Below are 18,173 nucleotides of genomic sequence, written 5' to 3'. Positions count from 1 at the left end.
GGTCCGGTTCGTCCGGGCTTTGGTTCAAAAGGTTCTGCTGGTGCCAATGGCTTCAAGCGCAATCATGGAAAGGTCCGCATCAAACCGCGCCATTGTGGCTGCGGGCGGCACCGCCATGGCGCTCAAGCGGCGGCCGGCGGACGTTCAATTGTCCGGCACCCACGTTCCAGGACCGAAGCAGCGGGCTTTGCCCCGCAAGCTGCGGCTGGCGGCTGCCGGGAGGAAACGAAATAATGCCCAACAAGATGCTGATAGACGCCTCCCACCAGGAGGAAACACGCGTTGTCGTCATTCGCGGTAACCGTATTGAAGAATTCGACTTTGAATCCCAGGACAAGAAGCAGCTCAAAGGAAACATCTACCTCGCCCGCGTAACGCGCGTCGAACCGTCCCTTCAGGCAGCTTTTGTCGAGTATGGCGGCAACCGTCACGGTTTCCTCGCCTTCAGTGAAATCCACCCCGACTACTACCAGATCCCGGTCGCCGACCGTCAGGCGCTGCTGCGCGCGGAAGCGCAGGAGGCCGAGGACGAAGACGACGAGGACGGCGACGGCGATGAGCACCAGGCCCGCGATCGCGGCCGGCGCGGCCGCCGGCGCGGCGGCAAGAACCGCGACCGTGGCGAGCACAAGCGCGAGCCGAGCGTCGCCGGTTCCGAGGAGCCCGGCGACAGCGCCGGAGAGGTCGTAAGCGGCGAGGCTGCCGGCGAAAGCGGCGAAGACATCGTCGAGACGATCGCCGAGGCCATCGAGATCCAGTCCAGCGATGCCGATGCCGGCTCGCAGGATGGCGGCCAGGACCACGGAACCGCCGAGCATGGCGACGATGCCACCGCGGACGACGATGGCGAAACGTCCAGGGGCGGCCCTACCTCGATCGCCGCCAGCGTCGAAGCCGACGTGATTTCGGAATCGGTCCCGCAAGCCGAACAGAACGGTGAAGCCACCTCCAGCGACAACGATCGCGGCATGCTGGAAGAGGTGCAGTCCTCGCATCCGGACGACCACGAGATCGAATCGGTCGGCGCCGAGGATGCACTTGAAGAGGTGCGCAACCGCCGCAAGCCGGTGCGCCGCCAGTATAAGATCCAGGAAGTCATCAAGCGCCGTCAAATCCTTCTGGTCCAGGTGGTCAAGGAAGAGCGCGGCAACAAGGGCGCCGCGCTTACCACCTATCTGTCGCTCGCCGGCCGCTATTCGGTGCTGATGCCGAACACGGCGCGCGGCGGCGGCATTTCGCGCAAGATCACCAACGCCCAGGACCGCAAGCGGCTGAAGGAAGTCGTCGCCGACCTCGAAGTGCCGCAGGGCATGGGCGTCATCCTGCGCACCGCCGGCGAGAGCCGCACCAAGGCCGAGATCAAGCGCGACTATGAATATCTGATGCGGCTTTGGGAAAACGTCCGCAACCTCACGCTGCAGTCCACGGCCCCTGCCCTGGTCTACGAGGAAGGCAGCCTGATCAAGCGCTCGGTGCGCGACCTCTACAACAAGGATATCGACGAGATCCTGGTCTCCGGCGAGGACGGCTATCGCGAGGCCAAGGACTTCATGCGCATGCTGATGCCGAGCCACGCCAAGGTGGTTCAGCCCTATCGCGACACCACCCCGATCTTCGTGCGCAACGGCATCGAGGCGCAACTCGACCGCATGCTGCAGCCGCAAGTGACGCTGAAGAGCGGCGGCTACATCATCATCAACCAGACCGAGGCGCTGGTCTCCATCGACGTCAATTCGGGGCGTTCCACCAAGGAGCACTCGATCGAGGACACCGCGCTCCACACCAATCTGGAAGCCGCCGAGGAAGTCGCCCGGCAACTCAGGCTGCGCGACCTTGCCGGCCTGATCGTCATCGACTTCATCGACATGGAGGAGAACCGCAACAACCGCTCCGTCGAGAAGCGGCTGAAGGATCACCTCAAGAACGACCGTGCCCGCATCCAGGTCGGCCGCATCTCGCATTTCGGCCTGATGGAGATGTCGCGCCAGCGCATCCGCGCCAGCGTGCTGGAATCGACCATGAAGCCCTGCCCGCATTGCGGCGGCACCGGCCATGTGCGTTCAGACTCCTCGGTTGCGCTGATGGTGGTCAGGGCGATCGAGGAATTCCTTCTCAAGGATTCGCGCAGCCACATCACGGTCCGCACGCCGGCCCCGACCGCGCTTTATGTGCTCAACCACAAGCGCGGCACGCTGGTCGAACTCGAAAGCCGCTTCGGCCTGACCATCACGATCGAGGCCGACGACACGGTCGGCGCTCAGCACTATGCGATCTTCCGTGGCGCGATCGCCGAAAAGCCGGAGGGCTTCGTCGAAGTGCGCAGCCTGCCGGCCTATGTCGAGCCGGAGGAGCCCGAGGACGAGATCGTCATCGAGGACGAAGAGGAGGCGCCCGCCCAGGCGGAACAACCGCGCCAGTCCCAGCAGCAGCCGCAGCAGCAGAGGGTCGGCGAGGACGGCGAAGGCCGTGACCGCAAGCGCCGCAAGCGCCGCCGGCGGCGCGGCGGCAAGGATCGCGATCGCGAACACGGCGATCGCGAGCACGGCGCCCATGCCGGGGCCGTTTCCGCGCCGGCGTCGGCGGACGGCGTTTCCGCCGTTGCAAGCGACGAGGCAGAAGCGGGCGACGAAGCTCCGGTCGGCATTGTCGACACGGCCGAGGCAGCGGAAGACGGTCAGGGCAAGAAGCGCCGGCGCGGCAAGCGCGGCGGCAAGCGCAATCGCCGCGAAGAGGATGAAGGCGTGGCCGACGCAACTGCCGGCGAAGAGGCCGACGGCGTCGAGGGCGTCGCGTCGGAAAGCGAAGCCGTCGCGGCCGAAACCGTGACAGCCACGCCCGTCGAGGAACCGGTCGTTCCAGCTTCCGCCAATGACGACGCGCCCATCGCCGAAAAGCCGAAGAAGCCCAAGCGTGCCTCGAGATCGAAGAAGGTCGCGGAGGCCGCGGAGGCAGTTGTCGCGGAGACGGTAGCCGAGGCCGTGCCGGAGGCAACGATTGAAACCCCGGCTCCGGTCGAGGCGGCGCCTGCTGCTCCGGCCGCGTCCGAGGACGAGCCGGCCCGCCCGACCAGGCGCAAACCCGTCTCGCCGGACGCTCCGGCCGTGCCGGTGGTCTCGTCGAGCGTTGCCGATGAGGCAAAAACCGAGGACAAGCCGAAGCGCGCCGGTTGGTGGCAGCGGAAGGGTTTCTTCTAAGTTTTTCAGTGGCTTGGAGTAATTTTTTGACCAAAACAAATCCCGCGTCGTCAAAACGGCGCGGGATTTTTTTGTGGTTATGCTGCCGTGGTCCAAGGGTTGGCGAGGTTAAAGTCAGGCCGGCATAAGCTGATATCGGCAGCCCTAAGGTGCGAAGATCGACCAGTTCATCATCTTCGCCAGCCTCTCCAGCGCGATCGAGCCGAGCTTGGAATTGCCGTTGGCATTGAGGCCAGGCGACCAGACCGCTAGCGAAGCCACCCCCGGCACGATCCCCAATATGCCGCCACCGACGCCGCTCTTGCCGGGGATGCCGACGCGGAAGGCGAAATCGCCGGATCCGTCATAGTGGCCGCAGGTCAGCATCATCGCGCCGATGCGGCGCGCCCGCTCGGCCGACACCACCGAATGCCCGGTCGCCGGGTTCTTGCCGCCATTGGCAAGGAAGCGGCCGGCCATCGCCAGTTGCCGGCAGCTCATGGCAATGGCGCAATGGTGGAAATAGACGCCCAGCGCCAGCTCTGGCGCATGGTGGAGATTGCCGAAGGATTTCATATAGTTGGCAAGTGCGAAGTTGCGGTAGCCGGTGGCGCGCTCGGAGGCCGCCACCTCGCGATCGATGATAATGGTGTCGTCGTCGGCCAGGAACTGGATGAAGCGCAGGATCTCGCCGATCGCTTCGCGCGGCTGGTGGCCGGCGAGCAATATGTCGGAGACGACGATGGCGCCGGCGTTGATGAACGGGTTGCGCGGAATGCCGTTCTCGTGCTCGAGCTGGACGATCGAGTTGAACGGATTGCCCGACGGCTCGCGTCCGACACGCTGCCACAGCGCATCGCCGACATTGCCGAGCGCAAGCGTCAGCGTGAACACCTTGGAAATGCTCTGGATGGAAAAGGCTTCTTCGGCGTCGCCGGCAAGCAGTACGCGTCCGTCATTGGTAACGGCCGCCATGCCGAACTTCTTCGGGTCGACCTTGCCAAGCTGCGGAATATAGGTCGCGACATCACCGCGATCCGTGCGCTCGGCCATTTCGGCGGCGACTTCGGCAAGCGCCTGTTCGAGTTCCGGCATGACCTCCCCGCTACTTCAGCCAGCGCTCGATGCGCGCCATCGCCTCGACCATGTCGTCGTGGCTGCCGGCATAGGAAAAGCGCATCGTGCGATGCCCTGCAACGGGATCGAAGTCCCGGCCGGGCGTCGCCGCCACATGCGCCTCGGCAAGCATCCGGCGCGCGAAGGCCATGCTGTCATTGGTATGCCTTGTGACGTCGCAAAAAGCGTAGAAGGCGCCGTCCATGGGTGCCGCGAGCGCAAAGCCGAGCTCCGGCAGCCGCTTCATCAAAAGCTCGCGGTTCCAGGCATAGCGCGCCTTCACCGCTTCCAGCTCCTCGGTCGCCTTGAACGCCTCGATCGCGGCGATCTGCGACAGTTCCGGCGGCGATATGTAGAGACTCTGGGCGATGCGCTCGACGGGACGCACCAATTGTTCCGGAAGCACCATCCAGCCGATGCGCCAGCCGGTCATGCAATAGTATTTCGAGAAGGAATTGATGACCGTCACGTCCGAACCGTAGGCGAGCGCGGTCGTGTCAGGCGCCGCATAGGCCAGCCGGTGGTAGATCTCGTCGGAGATCACAGCGATGCCGAGATCCTCCGCTGTCGTGACCAGCGCGGCAAGCTCGTCGGCCGGGATCACCGCGCCGGTCGGATTGGCCGGACTGGCGAACAGCACCCCTTTCAGCGGCTTTTCGCGATGCGCGGTCCTCAGATGCTCGGCATGGAGATAGGCATCGCTGCCGAGTTCGATCTCGACGATCTCGATACCGAGCGCGGCCATGATGTTGCGGTAGGCCGGATAGCCGGGCGCGGCGATGGCGACGCGGTCGCCGGGATCGAACATCGCCAGGAAAGCCAGGTTGAAGGCCGCGGACGATCCGGTGGTGACGGCGATTCGCGCCGCCGGGACATCGATTCCGTAATGCTCGGCGTAGTGCGCAGCGATCGCCTGGCGCAGATCGGCCAGACCCAGAGCGTCGGTGTAGCCGATGCGGCCGACCTTCAGGGCATTGGCAGCGGCCAGCCGCACGCCGGCCGGCGCCGGGTCGGACGGCTGGCCGACCGCCATCGAAACCACCGGCACGCCGGTCGCCTTCAGCCGGTTGGCCTCGGCCAGAATATCCATGGCGTGGAACGGCTCGACCTCGCCGCGGCGCGAAAGCGAAACAACCATTTTCAAATCCAACACGCCAGGATCCGCCCTGGCCGCGCCGCACAAATGCCCGATTGATGTGGGGATCACAAGCGCAGGAAGTTTTCGGTGCCGACTTTTCATCCTCCGCCCGCTCGTCTACCAGTGGACCTGTCATGTTGAGCCGACCCAGATCGACCACTGCCAGATCGACCGTTGCAAGGACCGCGCGCGGCTTCGCCACGCTTTTGCTTGCGGCCGCCGTCGCCGTCTCCGGCTCGGTCAGCGCATTTGCGCAAAACGTCCCCATCGTGCGCGACGCCGAGATCGAGGCGCTGGTGCGCGACTATGCGCGGCCGATCTTCAAGGCGGCGGGCCTCGCCAATGACGGCATCGACATCGTGCTGGTCAATGACTCCAGTTTCAACGCCTTCGTCACCGGGCGCCGGCTGTTCATAAACACCGGCGCTCTGATGACGGCGGAAACACCCAACGAGATCATCGGCGTCATCGCCCATGAAGCCGGCCACATCGCCGGCGGCCATCAGCAGAAGCTGCGCGACCAGCTTGAGCGCGCCAAGACCATGGCGATCATCGCCACGCTGCTCGGCGCCGGCGCCATCGTTGCCGGCGCCACCACCAACAGCCGAGGGCTGGCCGGCGCCGGCATGGGTGTTGCGGCGGGCGGCGGCGAGATGGCGCAGCGCAGCATCCTCGCCTATCAGCGCACCGAAGAGACGACCGCCGACCGCTCGGCGATGACCTATCTCAACGCCACCGGCCAGTCCGGAATGGGCATGCTGAAGACCTTTTCCCGATTCCAGAACGCGCTGTCGTTGTCCGGCGCCCAAGTCGATCCCTACCGGATCAGCCATCCGATGCCGCAGGAGCGCATCGCCAATCTCGAAGTGCTGGTGAAGCAGAGCCCCTATGTCGGCAATGTCGACCCGCCGGCGCTGCAGCAGCGGCATGACATGATGCGGGTCAAGATCGCCGCCTATGTGGGAGGTCAGGCCGCCGCAACACGGCTGATGCGCAAGAACCCAGGCAGCCTTGCCTCGCGCTATGGCGAAGCGCAGCTCGCCTATCTCTATGGCAATCTGGCCCAGGGCCTCGCCAAGACCAACGCGCTGATCAAGGAACAGCCGAAGAACCCCTACTTCCAGGAACTGCGCGGCGACATATTGATGAAGGCCAACAAGCCGAAGGATGCGGCTGACGCCTACGCCAAGGCGGTCAGCCTCGATCCGGCGCGATCCGGCTTGCTGCCGGTCTCGCTTGGCCAAGCGCTGATGGCGGTCGGCACGCCGGAAACGCTCAAGAAAGCGGTAACGCAGATCAGCAACGGTCTCGCGCGCGACAGGGAGAACGCCGAAGGCTACCGCTATCTGGCGCAGGCCTATGGCGAGCTCGGCAACATACCGGCGGCGGACCTCGCCACGGCTGAAGGCCATTTCTACTCAGGCGACTACCAGAACGCGAAGATCTTCGCCATGCGCGCGCAGAAGAACATGAAGCGTGGCGAGCCGGGCTGGCTTCGCGCCCAGGATATCATAAACTACGCGCCTCCGGGCAAACGCAAGTGAACCTTCCGGCCGCTTCGGGCGACGGAAGCGGACCGGAACAGGCAAAAGGGATCGAGGATCATGAACAAGGCAATCTTGCTTGGCACGACGGGCGCGGTGGCCGCCCTTGCCATGCTGGCGGTCGGCTTCGTCGCCGGCAGCCCTCAGGCGGCCAAGGCCGACACGGCGCAGGTCGTCCAGGCCGCCGCGCCCTCGGACACCAAGATCGACCGGACCGAGGTCGAGGGCATCATCCGCGACTACCTCCTTAAGAATCCGGAAGTGCTGCTCGAGGTGCAGGAAGCGCTGGAGGCCAAGCAGAAGGAAGAGCAGCGCATTGCCGCCCTTGGCGTCATCAAGAACGCCAAGGACGAGATCTTCAACTCGGCCTTCGACGGCATCGTCGGCAATCCGAGCGGCAAGGTCACCATCGTCGAGTTCTACGACTACAATTGCGGCTTCTGCAAACGCGCCATCGAGGACATGCAGGCGCTGACCAAGACCGACCCCGACCTGCGCTTCGTGCTCAAGGAATTCCCGATCCTCAGCCCGGATTCGCAGAAGGCCAGCGTCGTCTCCATGGCCTTCCATCTGATGATGCCGGAGAAATACGGCGAGTTCCACACCGCGCTGCTCGGCGGCCAAGGCCGAGCCACCGAGTCGATCGCCATCAAGATCGCGGTCTCGCTTGGCGCCGACGAGGCGAAGCTGCGCGAGAAGATGAAGGACCCCAGCATCAACGAGGCGCTGTCGCGGACCTATGATCTTGCCACCAAGCTGTCGATCACCGGCACGCCCTCCTATGTGGTCGGCAACGAGGTAGTGTTCGGCGCGCTCGGCAAGGATGTCCTGGCCGAAAAGATCGAGGCGGCGAAGGCCGCGCTCTGATCGGCTCCAAGCCCTTGCGGCGGGCGACTTTGCGCCCGCTGTGGACAGCGAAAGAACGCACTTGCGCTCTTTTCGCGGGCGTCTATGCCCATTATAGAGGCCCAGTGCGCCGGCTTGGGGCCGGCGCCGGGAAAGGTCGGCATTCTTGAAAACGGTTTTCGTCCTCAACGGTCCCAATCTCAACGCGCTCGGCAAGCGCGAGCCGGGCATCTATGGCGGCAAGACGCTTGCCGCCATCGCCGAGGACTGCAAGAAGGCGGGCGCCGAGCTTGGGCTGGAGATCGATTTCCGCCAGTCGAACCATGAGGGCGACCTCGTCGACTGGATCCATGAAGCCGGCGACAAGGCCGCCGCAATCGTCATCAATCCGGGCGCCTACAGCCACACCTCGATTGCCATTCACGACGCCATCCGCGCAGTCGCGCCGCTGCCCGTCGCCGAGGTCCATCTCTCCAACATCCATGCGCGGGAACCGTTCCGCCACGTCTCCATGGTCGCGCCGGTCGCCGTCGGCATGATCTGCGGGTTCGGGCCGCTCGGCTACACGCTCGCGCTGCAGGCGCTGGCGGCACGCCTGTGACCGGCCAACAAACAGAAGGCTCGAAAATGTCCATAAAGAAGACCGGTGTTGACCAGCAGCTGATCCGCGATCTGGCGGGCATACTGAACGACACCAACCTCACCGAGATCGAAGTCGAGCTCGGTGACCTGAAGGTGCGCGTGTCGCGGCAGTCGCAGACCGTCCACGCTGTGGCCGCTCCCGCGCCCGCCTATGCGGCGGCGCCGGCTCAGCCGGCGGCGGCTGCAGCGCCTGCAGCGGCCGACCAGTCAAAGAACGCCGTGCCGTCGCCCATGGTCGGCACCGCCTATCTGGCCCCTTCGCCCGACGCCAAGCCATTCATCGAGATCGGCCAGAAGGTTAAGGAAGGCCAAACGCTGCTGATCATCGAAGCGATGAAGACGATGAACCAGATCCCCTCGCCCCGCGCCGGCACGGTGACGGCGATCCTGTTCGAGGACGCCCAGCCGGTCGAATACGGCATGCCTCTCGTCGTCATCGAGTAGAGCCGGGAATGTTTCAGAAAATCCTCATCGCCAATCGCGGCGAAATCGCCCTCAGGGTGCTGCGCGCCTGCAAGGAACTCGGCATCCAGACCGTGGTGGTGCATTCGACCGCCGACGCCGACGCCATGCATGTCAGGCTCGCCGACGAGAGCGTCTGCATCGGCCCGCCGCAGTCGCGCGACAGCTATCTCAACATCCACCAGATCGTGGCCGCCTGCGAGATCACCGGCGCGGACGCCGTGCATCCGGGCTACGGTTTCCTGTCGGAGAACGCCAAGTTCGCCGACATCCTGGCCGCCCACAACATCACCTTCATCGGCCCGTCCGGCGACCATATCCGCATCATGGGCGACAAGATCGAGGCAAAGCGCACCGCAAAACGCCTGGGCATCCCGGTCGTGCCGGGCTCCGACGGCGCGATCAGCGAAGAGAAGGAAGCCAAGCGCGTCGCCGCCGAGATCGGCTACCCCGTGATCATCAAGGCCTCGGCCGGTGGCGGCGGGCGCGGCATGAAGGTGGCGCGCACCGAGGCCGACCTCGAGCTCGCCCTGCAGACTGCGCGCTCCGAAGCCGGTGCCGCCTTCGGCGACGACGCCGTCTATATCGAGAAATACCTGGAGAAGCCGCGCCACATCGAATTGCAGGTGTTCGGCGATGGCGCCGGCCGCGGCGTCCATTTCGGCGAGCGCGACTGCTCGCTGCAACGCCGTCACCAGAAGGTCTGGGAGGAGGCGAATTCGCCCGCGCTCAATGCCGAGGAACGCGCGCGCATCGGCGGCATCTGCGCCAAGGCCGTCGCCGATCTCGGCTATTCCGGCGCCGGTACCATCGAATTCCTCTACGAGGACGGCGAGTTCTATTTCATCGAGATGAACACCCGGCTGCAGGTCGAGCATCCGGTGACGGAAGCGATCACCGGCATCGACCTGGTGCACGAGCAGATCCGTGTCGCCTCCGGCGGCGGCCTTTCGGTCAGGCAGGAGGACATTAAGTTCAACGGCCACGCCATCGAATGCCGCATCAATGCCGAGGACCCGCGCACCTTCACCCCCTCGCCAGGCACGATCACGCATTTCCATACGCCGGGCGGTCTCGGCATCCGCGTCGATTCCGGCGTCTATTCCGGCTACAAGATCCCGCCCTATTACGACAGCCTGATCGGCAAGCTGATCGTGCATGGCCGCAACCGCGTCGAATGCATGATGCGGCTGCGCCGCGCGCTCGACGAATTCGTCGTCGACGGCATCAAGACGACGCTGCCGCTGTTCCGCGACCTGGTCGGCAATGCCGATATCGCCAATGGCGACTACGACATCCACTGGCTGGAAAAATATCTGGCCAAGGAGGATTAGGCTCCAGATATAATACCGCGATGACCCGTCCCTATGCGCCCGGCTATCGCATTCCGACCGACCTGTTGCTGAAGGCCTATGCCTCGGGTGTCTTCCCGATGGCCGAAAGCGCCAGCGACCCCGAGGTGTTCTGGGTGCGGCCGGAGACACGCGGCATCATTCCCCTCGACGGGTTTCATACGCCGCGCAGCCTGAAGAAGACGATCCGTAGGCACCCGTTCGACATTCGCTACGATTTCGATTTTGAGGCGACGATCGATGGCTGCGCCGAAAGGCGCGAGGAGCGCCGCTCGACCTGGATCAACGCGCCGATCCGCGAGGCCTATGTCGAGCTCTATCGCCTCGGCCATTGCCATTCGGTCGAGGCCTGGCGCGAGGAACGGCTGGTCGGCGGCCTCTACGGCGTCTCGCTCGGGCGCGTATTCTTCGGCGAAAGCATGTTCGCCAGGGAAACGGATGCGTCCAAGACCTGTCTCTATCACCTGGTCGAGCGGTTGAAGACGCGCGGCTTTGCGCTGCTCGACACCCAGTTCACCACCGAGCACCTCAAGCGCTTCGGCGCCGTCGACGTACCGCGCGGCCAATATGAGAAGATGCTGGCCGAGGCGTTGAAGGGCGAGGCGGTCTTCTTTCCGTGACCCGACATCAGCCCTTGGATGACGTCTCCAGCGGCGTCTGGGCGTGGAACATCATCTTCCAGCCATTGACGCGATGCACGTAGCCGGTGCTGACCAGCGCGTTATAAGCTTCGCCATTCTCGCGCGTCGCGTGCGCCTCGTAGGTCAGCATGACGATGTCGCTGCCCGGCTCGACCATGCCCTTGACGTCGATGTCGAGATCGCGCCAGCGGTGTGGCTTGCTGGCGGTTTTGGCCAGATCGGCATTGGCCATCGCTTGCGCCATCTCTGGAAAGGCGACCAGGCATTCCGCATCGGCATTGGCCGCAAAGTAGGCGGAATCGCCCGTCCAGAAGCCTTTCTCGAGGTCGAGAAGTTCCTTCTTGCTGGCCGTGATCGGCTTGCTGCCAGACATGCTCAAATCCTCCATCCGCACCATCATCCTCATGCAACGAATGGCGGGCGCGGCGGTTCCGGAGGATCAGTTCGCGTCGGTGGTGTCCGTGCCCGTATCAGCGCCGGTGCCCGTATCGGCGCCGGTACCCGTATCAGCGCCGGTGCCCGTATCGGCGCCGGTATCCGTCTCGGCCGGCTCGGGTGCGGCAGCTTTCGGCTTGGGCGTATCGGTCTTCGATTTGGCCGCAGCCGGCTTGGCGGTATCGGCCTTGGCGGCCTCGGGCGGCGGCACATCCGACTTCTGCTTGCAGCCCTTCAGCCAGACGTCATAGACGGCGTGCTCGACGGCATTGAGGCCCGGGCTCTCGGCGAACATCCAGCCGGTGAAGATGCGGCGGATCTTGCGGTCGAGGGTGATCTCGTCGACCTCGACGAAGGAATCGGTCTTCGGCTCCTCGGTCTCCGGCCGCGAATAGCAGATGCGCGGCGTCACCTGCAAAGCGCCGAACTGCACCGTCTCGTCGATATAGACATCGAAGGTGATGATGCGGCCGGTGATCTTGTCGATGCCGGCGAATTCGGCGACCGGATTGGTGATGCGCTCGGCAGCCGCCGGCGCCGCCGGCGTCTGCGCGGCGGCAAACGTCACCGTGCAGACGGCGAGAGCGGCAGTTGCCGCGGCCGCGGCGCCCAACGAGATTCGGCTGAAGATGCTCATGCAGTATACCGGTGGTTGCGCCCGGGGTGATTCTTGCTCGCCCAAGGCTAGTCGCCGTTTTCAGTTCAGCAAGCAGCTAAACGTCAATTGTGGCGACAAAGGACCGATCGGCACTCGGCGGTCGATTACGAACCGGGCGTCCAGGCGTCGTAGTCGCCAGTCACTTGCGGGCGGTGTTGGTTGGTCAGCACCGAGCCCTTCGGACGATAGGCGGCCGGGCTGCCGGTGAGGTTTGGCTGATGCGGCTTCTGCCATTCGCGCGGACGATAGTCGTCGCTCGGCGGCGCCACGTCGACGCGGTGATGGATCCAGCCGTGCCAGCCCGGCGGGATCTTCGAGGCTTCCGAATAGTCGCGGTAGATGACCCAGCGGCGGGTGCGGCCTTCCGAATCGATGCCGCCCTCGTAATAGACGTTGCCGGCTTCGTCCTGGCCGACCTTCGTGCCGTGGCGCCAGGTGTGGAAGCGCGTTCCCAGCGTCTGGCTGTTCCACCAGGTGAAAAACTGCGTAAGGAAAGTTTTCATCCAAGTCCTCGCGGCGGCAGCGGCTGCGCCTTTCTCCTGCTTATGGCGTCACGCAACCGCGAAGGCAAGGGCTTTGCCGCGGGGCGCAATGTAAATGGTTCGCGCGCTAAATCGATACAGCCGCGCGGATGGCGGCAGCCCTGCTTGCCAAGCAGTTCCGGTCTTTCTAAAGCTCTGCTCGCCCGGCAACGGGCGCCTGGCCTGGTGCCCGGCTGAGGGAGGTGAAGATTCAAGACCTGTCCGCCAGTGGCCGGATCAGCGCCGACGCCATTCGCCGTCGCAAGGGCGGCGTGCCGATCGTCTGCCTGACCGCCTATACCTACCCAATCGCCCGCTTGCTCGATCCCCACGTCGACCTGCTGCTGGTCGGCGACAGTGTCGCCATGGTGCTGCATGGCCACAAGACGACGCTCGGCGCATCGCTGGAGATGATGATCGCGCACGGCCAGGCGGTGATGCGCGGCTCGGCCAGGGCTTGCGTGGTCGTCGACATGCCGGCCGGCAGCTATGAGGCATCGGCGGCGCAGGCCGTCGCCTCGGCGCGGCGCATCGTCGAGGAGACCGGCTGCCAGGCGGTCAAGCTGGAAGGCGGCGTCGACATGGCCGGGCAGATCGCCGCGATCGTGGCTGACGGCATTCCGGTCATGGGCCATATCGGGCTGCAGCCGCAATCGGTGGAAAAGGACGGCGGCTACAAGATCAAGGGCCGCACCGAGGACAATGTCGCCGCGCTGTTGCGCGACGCCGAAGCGGTGGAAAAAGCCGGCGCCTTCTCCGTCGTCATCGAAGGAACTGTCGAGGCCGTTGCCGCCGACCTTACGCGCGCCATCGCCATCCCCACCATCGGCATCGGCGCCAGCCGCGACTGCGACGGCCAGATCCTGGTCATCGACGACATGATCGGCCTGACCGTCGACCGCGTGCCGAAATTCGTCAAGGAATATGCCAGCCTGCGCGATGCGGTCTCGAACGCTGCCGCCCGCTACGCCGCCGAGGTGCGCGAAAGAACGTTTCCCGGCCCGGACCACGTCTTTGCGGCCACACCGGACAAGGACAAGGCATGAGCCGACCGATCGTCGCCGAAACCGTTTCCGCCCTTCGCGCGCAAATCAGCGACTGGCGACAGCAAAGTCTCGGCATTGCCATGGTGCCGACCATGGGCGCGCTGCATGACGGCCACATCTCGCTGGTCAGGATGGCGCTCGAAAAGGCCGAGCGCTGCGTGGTCTCGATCTTCGTCAATCCGGCGCAGTTCGCGCCGACCGAAGACCTCGACAAATATCCGCGCCAGCTTGCCCACGATCTCGACCGCCTGGCCGAGGCCGGCGCGCATCTCGCTTTCACGCCCAATGTGGGCGAGATGTACCGGGCCGGCTTCGCCACCAGGATTTCGATTGGCGGCCCCTCCTCCGGCCTGGAGACGGATTTCAGGCCGAGCTTCTTCGACGGCGTCGCGACCGTCGTAGCCAAGCTCTTCCTGCAGGCGACGCCCGACTGCGCGATTTTCGGCGAGAAGGACTATCAACAGCTTTGCGTCGTCAGGCAGCTCTGCCGCGATCTCGACCTGCCCGTCGCCATCATCGGCGCGCCGACGGTGCGCGACGCGCATGGTCTGGCCATGTCCTCACGCAACACCTATCTCGGCGACAGGGAGCTCGCGGTCGCGCGCAAGCTCAACGCGGTCCTGCGCCGGACGGCGGCAACGCTTGCGGCCGGCGCCGAGGAAGCCGGTGCGACCGCGGAGGCCCGTCAGGCGCTCATCGAGGCAGGTTTTCAGAAGGTCGACTACGTCGCGGCGCGTGAAAGCCTGACGCTCGCGCCCTGGCGGCGCGACCGCGACGGCCGCGTGCTCGCGGCCGCCTGGCTCGGCACAACCAGGCTGATCGACAATGTAGAGATTCCTGCCGTCATGTCGACGCCCTGACTGAGCGCGGTCAGATCCTTCGCCCGCGGTGCTGGCCCCGCGCCAGCTATCCGAGCGACTTCTCTAAGATAAGCGCAGGCAGCCCCGATCCGCCGCCGCAATCGGCGGTCTTGCCGCGGGGCAGGAAACCGTGCGCGCGGTAGAACGCGATTGCTCCCGCATTGGCTTCCTCCACCTCGAGGCGAAGGCTGCTCGCCTCCGGAAAGCTGGCCTCGACCTCATCGAGCAGCGCCTTGCCGATCCCTTGCCGCTGGCAGGACGGGTGCACATAGAGCTGGTTCAACAGGACGATCTTCGGGTCGGTGGTGGCGGCGGCGAAAGCCATGCCGCCGAGCCGCTTGCCGTCGTCGGCGACCAGGAATTCGGAGTTCGGCCGCGACAGCCGCGCCTTGAGCGAGGCGATCGAATGCCAGTCGTCGGTGATCGCCGTCACCCGCTCGGCGCCGTAGATGGCATCGTAGGTCGCATGCCAGGTCTCGACCAGCAGCGCGCGGATCGCAGGAAGATCGCGCTCGCTGGCTGTGCGGACGAACATCGCTTTATTCGATGCCGAGCTTGGCCTTGACGAGGTCGTTGACCGCCTGCGGGTTGGCCTTGCCTCCGGTCGCCTTCATCACCTGGCCGACGAACCAGCCGGCCATGGTCGGCTTGGCGCGAGCCTGGTCGGCCTTGTCCGGATTGGCGGCGATCACCTCATCCACCGCCTTCTCGATGGCGCCCGTGTCGGTGACCTGCTTCATGCCGCGGCTTTCGACGAGCTGGCGCGGATCGCCGCCCTCGTTCCAGACGATCTCGAACAGGTCCTTGGCGATCTTGCCGGAGATCGTGCCTTCCTTGATCAGATCGATGACGGCGCCGAGCTGCTCAGGCGAAACCGGTGCATTTTCAATGTCTTTTCCGGCCTTGTTGAGAGCACCAAGCAGATCGTTGATGACCCAGTTGGCGGCGAGCTTGCCGTCGCGGCCGGAGGCCACCTTCTCGAAATAATCGGCGATCGGCTTTTCCGACACCAGGATCGAGGCGTCGTAGGTCGACAGGCCGAGCGCAGCGATCAGTCGCGTCTTCTTGTCGTCGGGCAGTTCCGGCAGATCCTTGGCCAGCGCGTCGACATAGGCCTGGTCGAACTCCAGCGGCAGAAGGTCCGGGTCGGGGAAATAGCGGTAGTCATGCGCCTCTTCCTTCGAGCGCATCGAGCGTGTCTCGCCCTTGTTGGGGTCGAACAGCCGCGTTTCCTGGTCGATCGTGCCGCCATCCTCGAGGACGGCGATCTGCCTGCGCGCCTCGTATTCGATGGCCTGGCCGATGAAGCGGATAGAGTTGACGTTCTTGATCTCGCAACGCGTCCCAAATTCGCCGCCGGGACGGCGCACCGAGACGTTGACGTCGGCGCGCATCGAGCCTTCGTCCATGTTGCCGTCGCAGGTGCCGAGATAGCGCACGATGGTGCGCAGCTTGGTCACATAGGCCTTGGCCTCGTCGGCCGAGCGCATGTCCGGCTTGGAGACGATCTCCATCAGCGCCACGCCGGAGCGGTTGAGGTCGACATAGGACATGGTCGGGTGCTGGTCGTGCATCGACTTGCCGGCGTCCTGCTCCAGATGCAGCCGCTCGATGCCGACCTCGATGTCCTCGAACTCGCCCTGCCGGTCCGGGCCGACCGATACGATGACCTTGCCCTCGCCGACGATCGGCTGCTTGAACTGCGAAATCTGGTAGCCCTGCGGCAGGTCCGGATAAAAGTAGTTCTTACGGTCGAAGACCGACTTGTGGTTGATCTCGGCCTTCAGGCCGAGGCCGGTGCGGATCGCCTGCTTGACGCATTCCTCGTTGATGACGGGCAGCATGCCGGGCATTGCCGCGTCGACCAGGCTGACATTGGCGTTGGGCGCCGCGCCGAACGAGGTGGACGCTCCGGAGAACAGCTTCGCCTCAGAAGTCACCTGCGCATGCACTTCGAGGCCGATGATGACTTCCCAGTCGCCGGTGGCGCCGGGGATCAGTCGTTTTGCGTCGGGGGTGCGGGTGTCGATGATGCTCATGGGAGGCCTGCAGGTTCGCGAAACGTGAATTTCACGTCGAAAGTGAAAGTCACTCGCTAGTGCAAACTGCCCGGTGAGACAAGCGCAAAGCCGCTCTCTGGCCTTTTCCGCGGGCGGCGGTCCCTACCGCATCAGGGAACGCGGGCTCGAACCGACGATTGGGTCACCTCACCTCCGCCAGCCGGCTACAGCCGGCGGATCCGCTGACCGCGCCCTCTAGGCAGTGGCGATATAGGCCCTGATCTCCTCGGCCTCGCGCTCGACATCCTCGATGCGCCGCTTGACGACGTCGCCGATCGACACGATGCCGTAGAGCAGGCCGTCCTTTTCCACTGGCAGATGGCGGAAGCGGCCCCTGGTCATGATCTCCATCACCTCGTTGACGGTGTGGTTCTCGTTGCAGATCTTCACCTTCGGCGTCATCGCCGAACGCACCGGTATGTCGAGCGCCGCGGCACCTTCCTTGGCGATTACGCGCACGATGTCGCGCTCGGAGAGGATGCCGACGATCTTGTGGTCGCCATTGGTGATGACCAGCGCGCCTATCCTGTGCTCGGTCAGGATGCGGATGGCTTCGCTCAGCTTTTCGTTCGGCCCGAGCGTCAGCACGTCATGGCCCTTTTTTTCGAGAATTGCCTTAACAGTCATGGCGTCCTCCTCAGCTTTGCTTGCCGGTTTCCTGCCCTGACCGGCATTCACGTTCCGGTGAACATGGTGCGCCGTGATTGGTTGCTTTTCAAGTGCGGCGCGGTTTACTCCAGCGGCTGGAGACGGTCGAAAGCACGCACACCGAAGAAGCCGGCGACAAAGCCGCCAATATGCGCCTCCCAGGCGATCTGGCCGTCGACGCCAGGAGCAAAGCCGATCAGGCCGGTGACAAGGTTGATCACCATCCAGACGCCAAGGAAGGTGACGACGCCGCGCGAGCGAAACACCTCCGTCATCGGCAACGGCGCGCCGGCAAAGGCGCCTCTGCCCGACGAGCGGTCGATGCGGAAGGCGAAGCGCGCCGCCGCCCCCATCATGCCGGAAATCGCGCCCGATGCGCCGACCAGCGGCGCCTCGCCGAGAGGGTGCAGGACATAGAACAGCGCCACCGCCGCAAGCCCCGTCACCGCGAAGAACAGCGCGAAGCGAAGCGCGCCGAAACGGTTCGCCAGCGGCGAGCCGAACGCCGCCAGCCACACCATGTTGATCAGGAGATGCGCCCAGCCGCCATGCAGGAACGCATAGGTGAAGGGGCTGGTGAAGGCATAGACCTCGAGGTCATAGCGGCCGGAATAGCGGATCGGGATGAATGCCGCCCGTACCAGCAAGGCGAAATCCTGATCGTCGGTAAGCAGGTAGACGCGCACCAGATGAACGGCAATGCAGATGCCGATCACCGCCAGCACCACCGGCGGCAGGTTGAACACCGGTTCGCGGCGCGGTTCCGGCGCATCGTCCTGCTGTTCGATTTCCGAAGGGCTGACCGGCTCGCTCATTGACAAAGCATCCTGGGATTCGATCGGCGAGCTTTAGAGCAAGGGCGCCCGAGTTGAAACAATTCTGTTTCCCAAAGCGTGCGGTGCGGCCTCGCCTTCATTTGCTAAGAACCCGAAGGAAACAACGCGGAAATGCTCCAGGGTTTGCGAAACTCGCAACGCGCGTTCTCGGAAGCGTTGGGGGGCCCTGCCTAGAATGCCGCCGATTTCAAAGGG

The 18,173-nt window shown here is 64.7% G+C and carries 18 protein-coding genes; 9 read left to right on the top strand and 9 right to left on the bottom strand.

What is annotated here, in order from left to right:
* Positions 1 to 233 precede the first annotated feature (233 nt).
* The gene (locus tag JG743_RS16420; protein ID WP_202291573.1) at positions 234 to 3,194 is read left to right on the top strand and encodes an Rne/Rng family ribonuclease; all 2,961 of its coding nucleotides are present in this window, start codon (positions 234 to 236) and stop codon (positions 3,192 to 3,194) included.
* A 144-nt stretch (positions 3,195 to 3,338) separates the two neighbouring features.
* On the opposite strand, the gene JG743_RS16415 is transcribed toward JG743_RS16420, so the two are convergent.
* Both JG743_RS16415 and JG743_RS16410 read right to left on the bottom strand, forming a co-directional pair.
* On the bottom strand, positions 3,339 to 4,268 hold the full coding sequence (locus JG743_RS16415; RefSeq protein WP_202291571.1) for a glutaminase: 930 nt from the start codon (positions 4,266 to 4,268) through the stop codon (positions 3,339 to 3,341).
* A gap of 10 nt (positions 4,269 to 4,278) precedes the next feature.
* Positions 4,279 to 5,427: a pyridoxal phosphate-dependent aminotransferase gene (locus JG743_RS16410; protein ID WP_202302349.1), complete on the bottom strand. Its 1,149-nt coding sequence runs from the start codon at positions 5,425 to 5,427 to the stop codon at positions 4,279 to 4,281.
* A gap of 134 nt (positions 5,428 to 5,561) precedes the next feature.
* On the opposite strand from JG743_RS16410, the gene JG743_RS16405 reads away from it, so the two are divergent.
* The 6 genes from JG743_RS16405 to aat all read left to right on the top strand — a co-directional run bounded on the left by JG743_RS16405 (position 5,562) and on the right by aat (position 10,893).
* Positions 5,562 to 6,971, top strand: a complete 1,410-nt coding sequence (locus tag JG743_RS16405) for a M48 family metalloprotease (protein WP_202302347.1) — start codon at positions 5,562 to 5,564, stop codon at positions 6,969 to 6,971.
* A gap of 60 nt (positions 6,972 to 7,031) precedes the next feature.
* The gene (locus JG743_RS16400) at positions 7,032 to 7,838 is read left to right on the top strand and encodes a DsbA family protein (RefSeq protein ID WP_202302345.1); all 807 of its coding nucleotides are present in this window, start codon (positions 7,032 to 7,034) and stop codon (positions 7,836 to 7,838) included.
* Between the two features lie 145 nt (positions 7,839 to 7,983).
* Positions 7,984 to 8,418: a type II 3-dehydroquinate dehydratase gene (gene aroQ, locus JG743_RS16395; protein WP_202302343.1), complete on the top strand. Its 435-nt coding sequence runs from the start codon at positions 7,984 to 7,986 to the stop codon at positions 8,416 to 8,418.
* A 26-nt stretch (positions 8,419 to 8,444) separates the two neighbouring features.
* Entirely contained in the window at positions 8,445 to 8,903 is a 459-nt protein-coding gene (gene accB / locus JG743_RS16390; protein ID WP_202302341.1) for an acetyl-CoA carboxylase biotin carboxyl carrier protein, read from the top strand.
* An 8-nt stretch (positions 8,904 to 8,911) separates the two neighbouring features.
* Positions 8,912 to 10,255: an acetyl-CoA carboxylase biotin carboxylase subunit gene (accC, locus tag JG743_RS16385; RefSeq protein WP_202302339.1), complete on the top strand. Its 1,344-nt coding sequence runs from the start codon at positions 8,912 to 8,914 to the stop codon at positions 10,253 to 10,255.
* Positions 10,256 to 10,275: 20 nt separating this feature from the next.
* Positions 10,276 to 10,893 carry a leucyl/phenylalanyl-tRNA--protein transferase gene (aat, locus tag JG743_RS16380; protein WP_202302337.1) on the top strand — a complete coding sequence of 206 codons (618 nt, stop codon included), beginning with the start codon at positions 10,276 to 10,278 and terminating at the stop codon, positions 10,891 to 10,893.
* 7 nt (positions 10,894 to 10,900) lie between these two features.
* Here the strand turns inward: aat and JG743_RS16375 are convergent, their stop codons facing one another.
* The 3 genes from JG743_RS16375 to JG743_RS16365 all read right to left on the bottom strand — a co-directional run bounded on the left by JG743_RS16375 (position 10,901) and on the right by JG743_RS16365 (position 12,510).
* A complete protein-coding gene (locus tag JG743_RS16375) occupies positions 10,901 to 11,287 on the bottom strand; it encodes a hypothetical protein (RefSeq protein ID WP_202302335.1) in 387 nt (128 codons plus the stop codon).
* A gap of 66 nt (positions 11,288 to 11,353) precedes the next feature.
* The gene (locus JG743_RS16370) at positions 11,354 to 11,986 is read right to left on the bottom strand and encodes a DUF2155 domain-containing protein (RefSeq protein WP_244673161.1); all 633 of its coding nucleotides are present in this window, start codon (positions 11,984 to 11,986) and stop codon (positions 11,354 to 11,356) included.
* A 125-nt stretch (positions 11,987 to 12,111) separates the two neighbouring features.
* On the bottom strand, positions 12,112 to 12,510 hold the full coding sequence (locus JG743_RS16365) for an NADH:ubiquinone oxidoreductase subunit NDUFA12 (protein ID WP_202302333.1): 399 nt from the start codon (positions 12,508 to 12,510) through the stop codon (positions 12,112 to 12,114).
* Between the two features lie 227 nt (positions 12,511 to 12,737).
* Between JG743_RS16365 and panB the strand changes: the two genes are divergently transcribed.
* Positions 12,738 to 13,574: a 3-methyl-2-oxobutanoate hydroxymethyltransferase gene (gene panB, locus JG743_RS16360; RefSeq protein ID WP_244673198.1), complete on the top strand. Its 837-nt coding sequence runs from the start codon at positions 12,738 to 12,740 to the stop codon at positions 13,572 to 13,574.
* The gene (gene panC / locus JG743_RS16355) at positions 13,571 to 14,434 is read left to right on the top strand and encodes a pantoate--beta-alanine ligase (protein WP_202302331.1); all 864 of its coding nucleotides are present in this window, start codon (positions 13,571 to 13,573) and stop codon (positions 14,432 to 14,434) included. The genes panB and panC overlap by 4 nt, the downstream gene beginning before the upstream one ends.
* Before the next feature lie 46 nt (positions 14,435 to 14,480).
* On the opposite strand, the gene JG743_RS16350 is transcribed toward panC, so the two are convergent.
* From JG743_RS16350 to JG743_RS16335, 4 genes are all read right to left on the bottom strand, one after another.
* On the bottom strand, positions 14,481 to 14,969 hold the full coding sequence (locus tag JG743_RS16350; protein WP_202302329.1) for a GNAT family N-acetyltransferase: 489 nt from the start codon (positions 14,967 to 14,969) through the stop codon (positions 14,481 to 14,483).
* 4 nt (positions 14,970 to 14,973) lie between these two features.
* Positions 14,974 to 16,473 (bottom strand): Asp-tRNA(Asn)/Glu-tRNA(Gln) amidotransferase subunit GatB, encoded by a 1,500-nt coding sequence (gene gatB, locus JG743_RS16345; protein ID WP_202302327.1) that lies wholly within the window; start codon positions 16,471 to 16,473, stop codon positions 14,974 to 14,976.
* Positions 16,474 to 16,689: 216 nt separating this feature from the next.
* Entirely contained in the window at positions 16,690 to 17,121 is a 432-nt protein-coding gene (locus JG743_RS16340) for a CBS domain-containing protein (RefSeq protein WP_202302325.1), read from the bottom strand.
* Between the two features lie 104 nt (positions 17,122 to 17,225).
* Positions 17,226 to 17,957: a rhomboid family intramembrane serine protease gene (locus JG743_RS16335; protein ID WP_202302323.1), complete on the bottom strand. Its 732-nt coding sequence runs from the start codon at positions 17,955 to 17,957 to the stop codon at positions 17,226 to 17,228.
* Positions 17,958 to 18,173: the final 216 nt, after the last annotated feature.

This window comes from Mesorhizobium sp. 131-2-1, from assembly GCF_016756535.1.
GTDB lineage: Bacteria > Pseudomonadota > Alphaproteobacteria > Rhizobiales > Rhizobiaceae > Mesorhizobium.
Note: the sequence above shows the minus strand (reverse complement) of the source record. Positions and strands in the feature narration are given on the sequence as shown.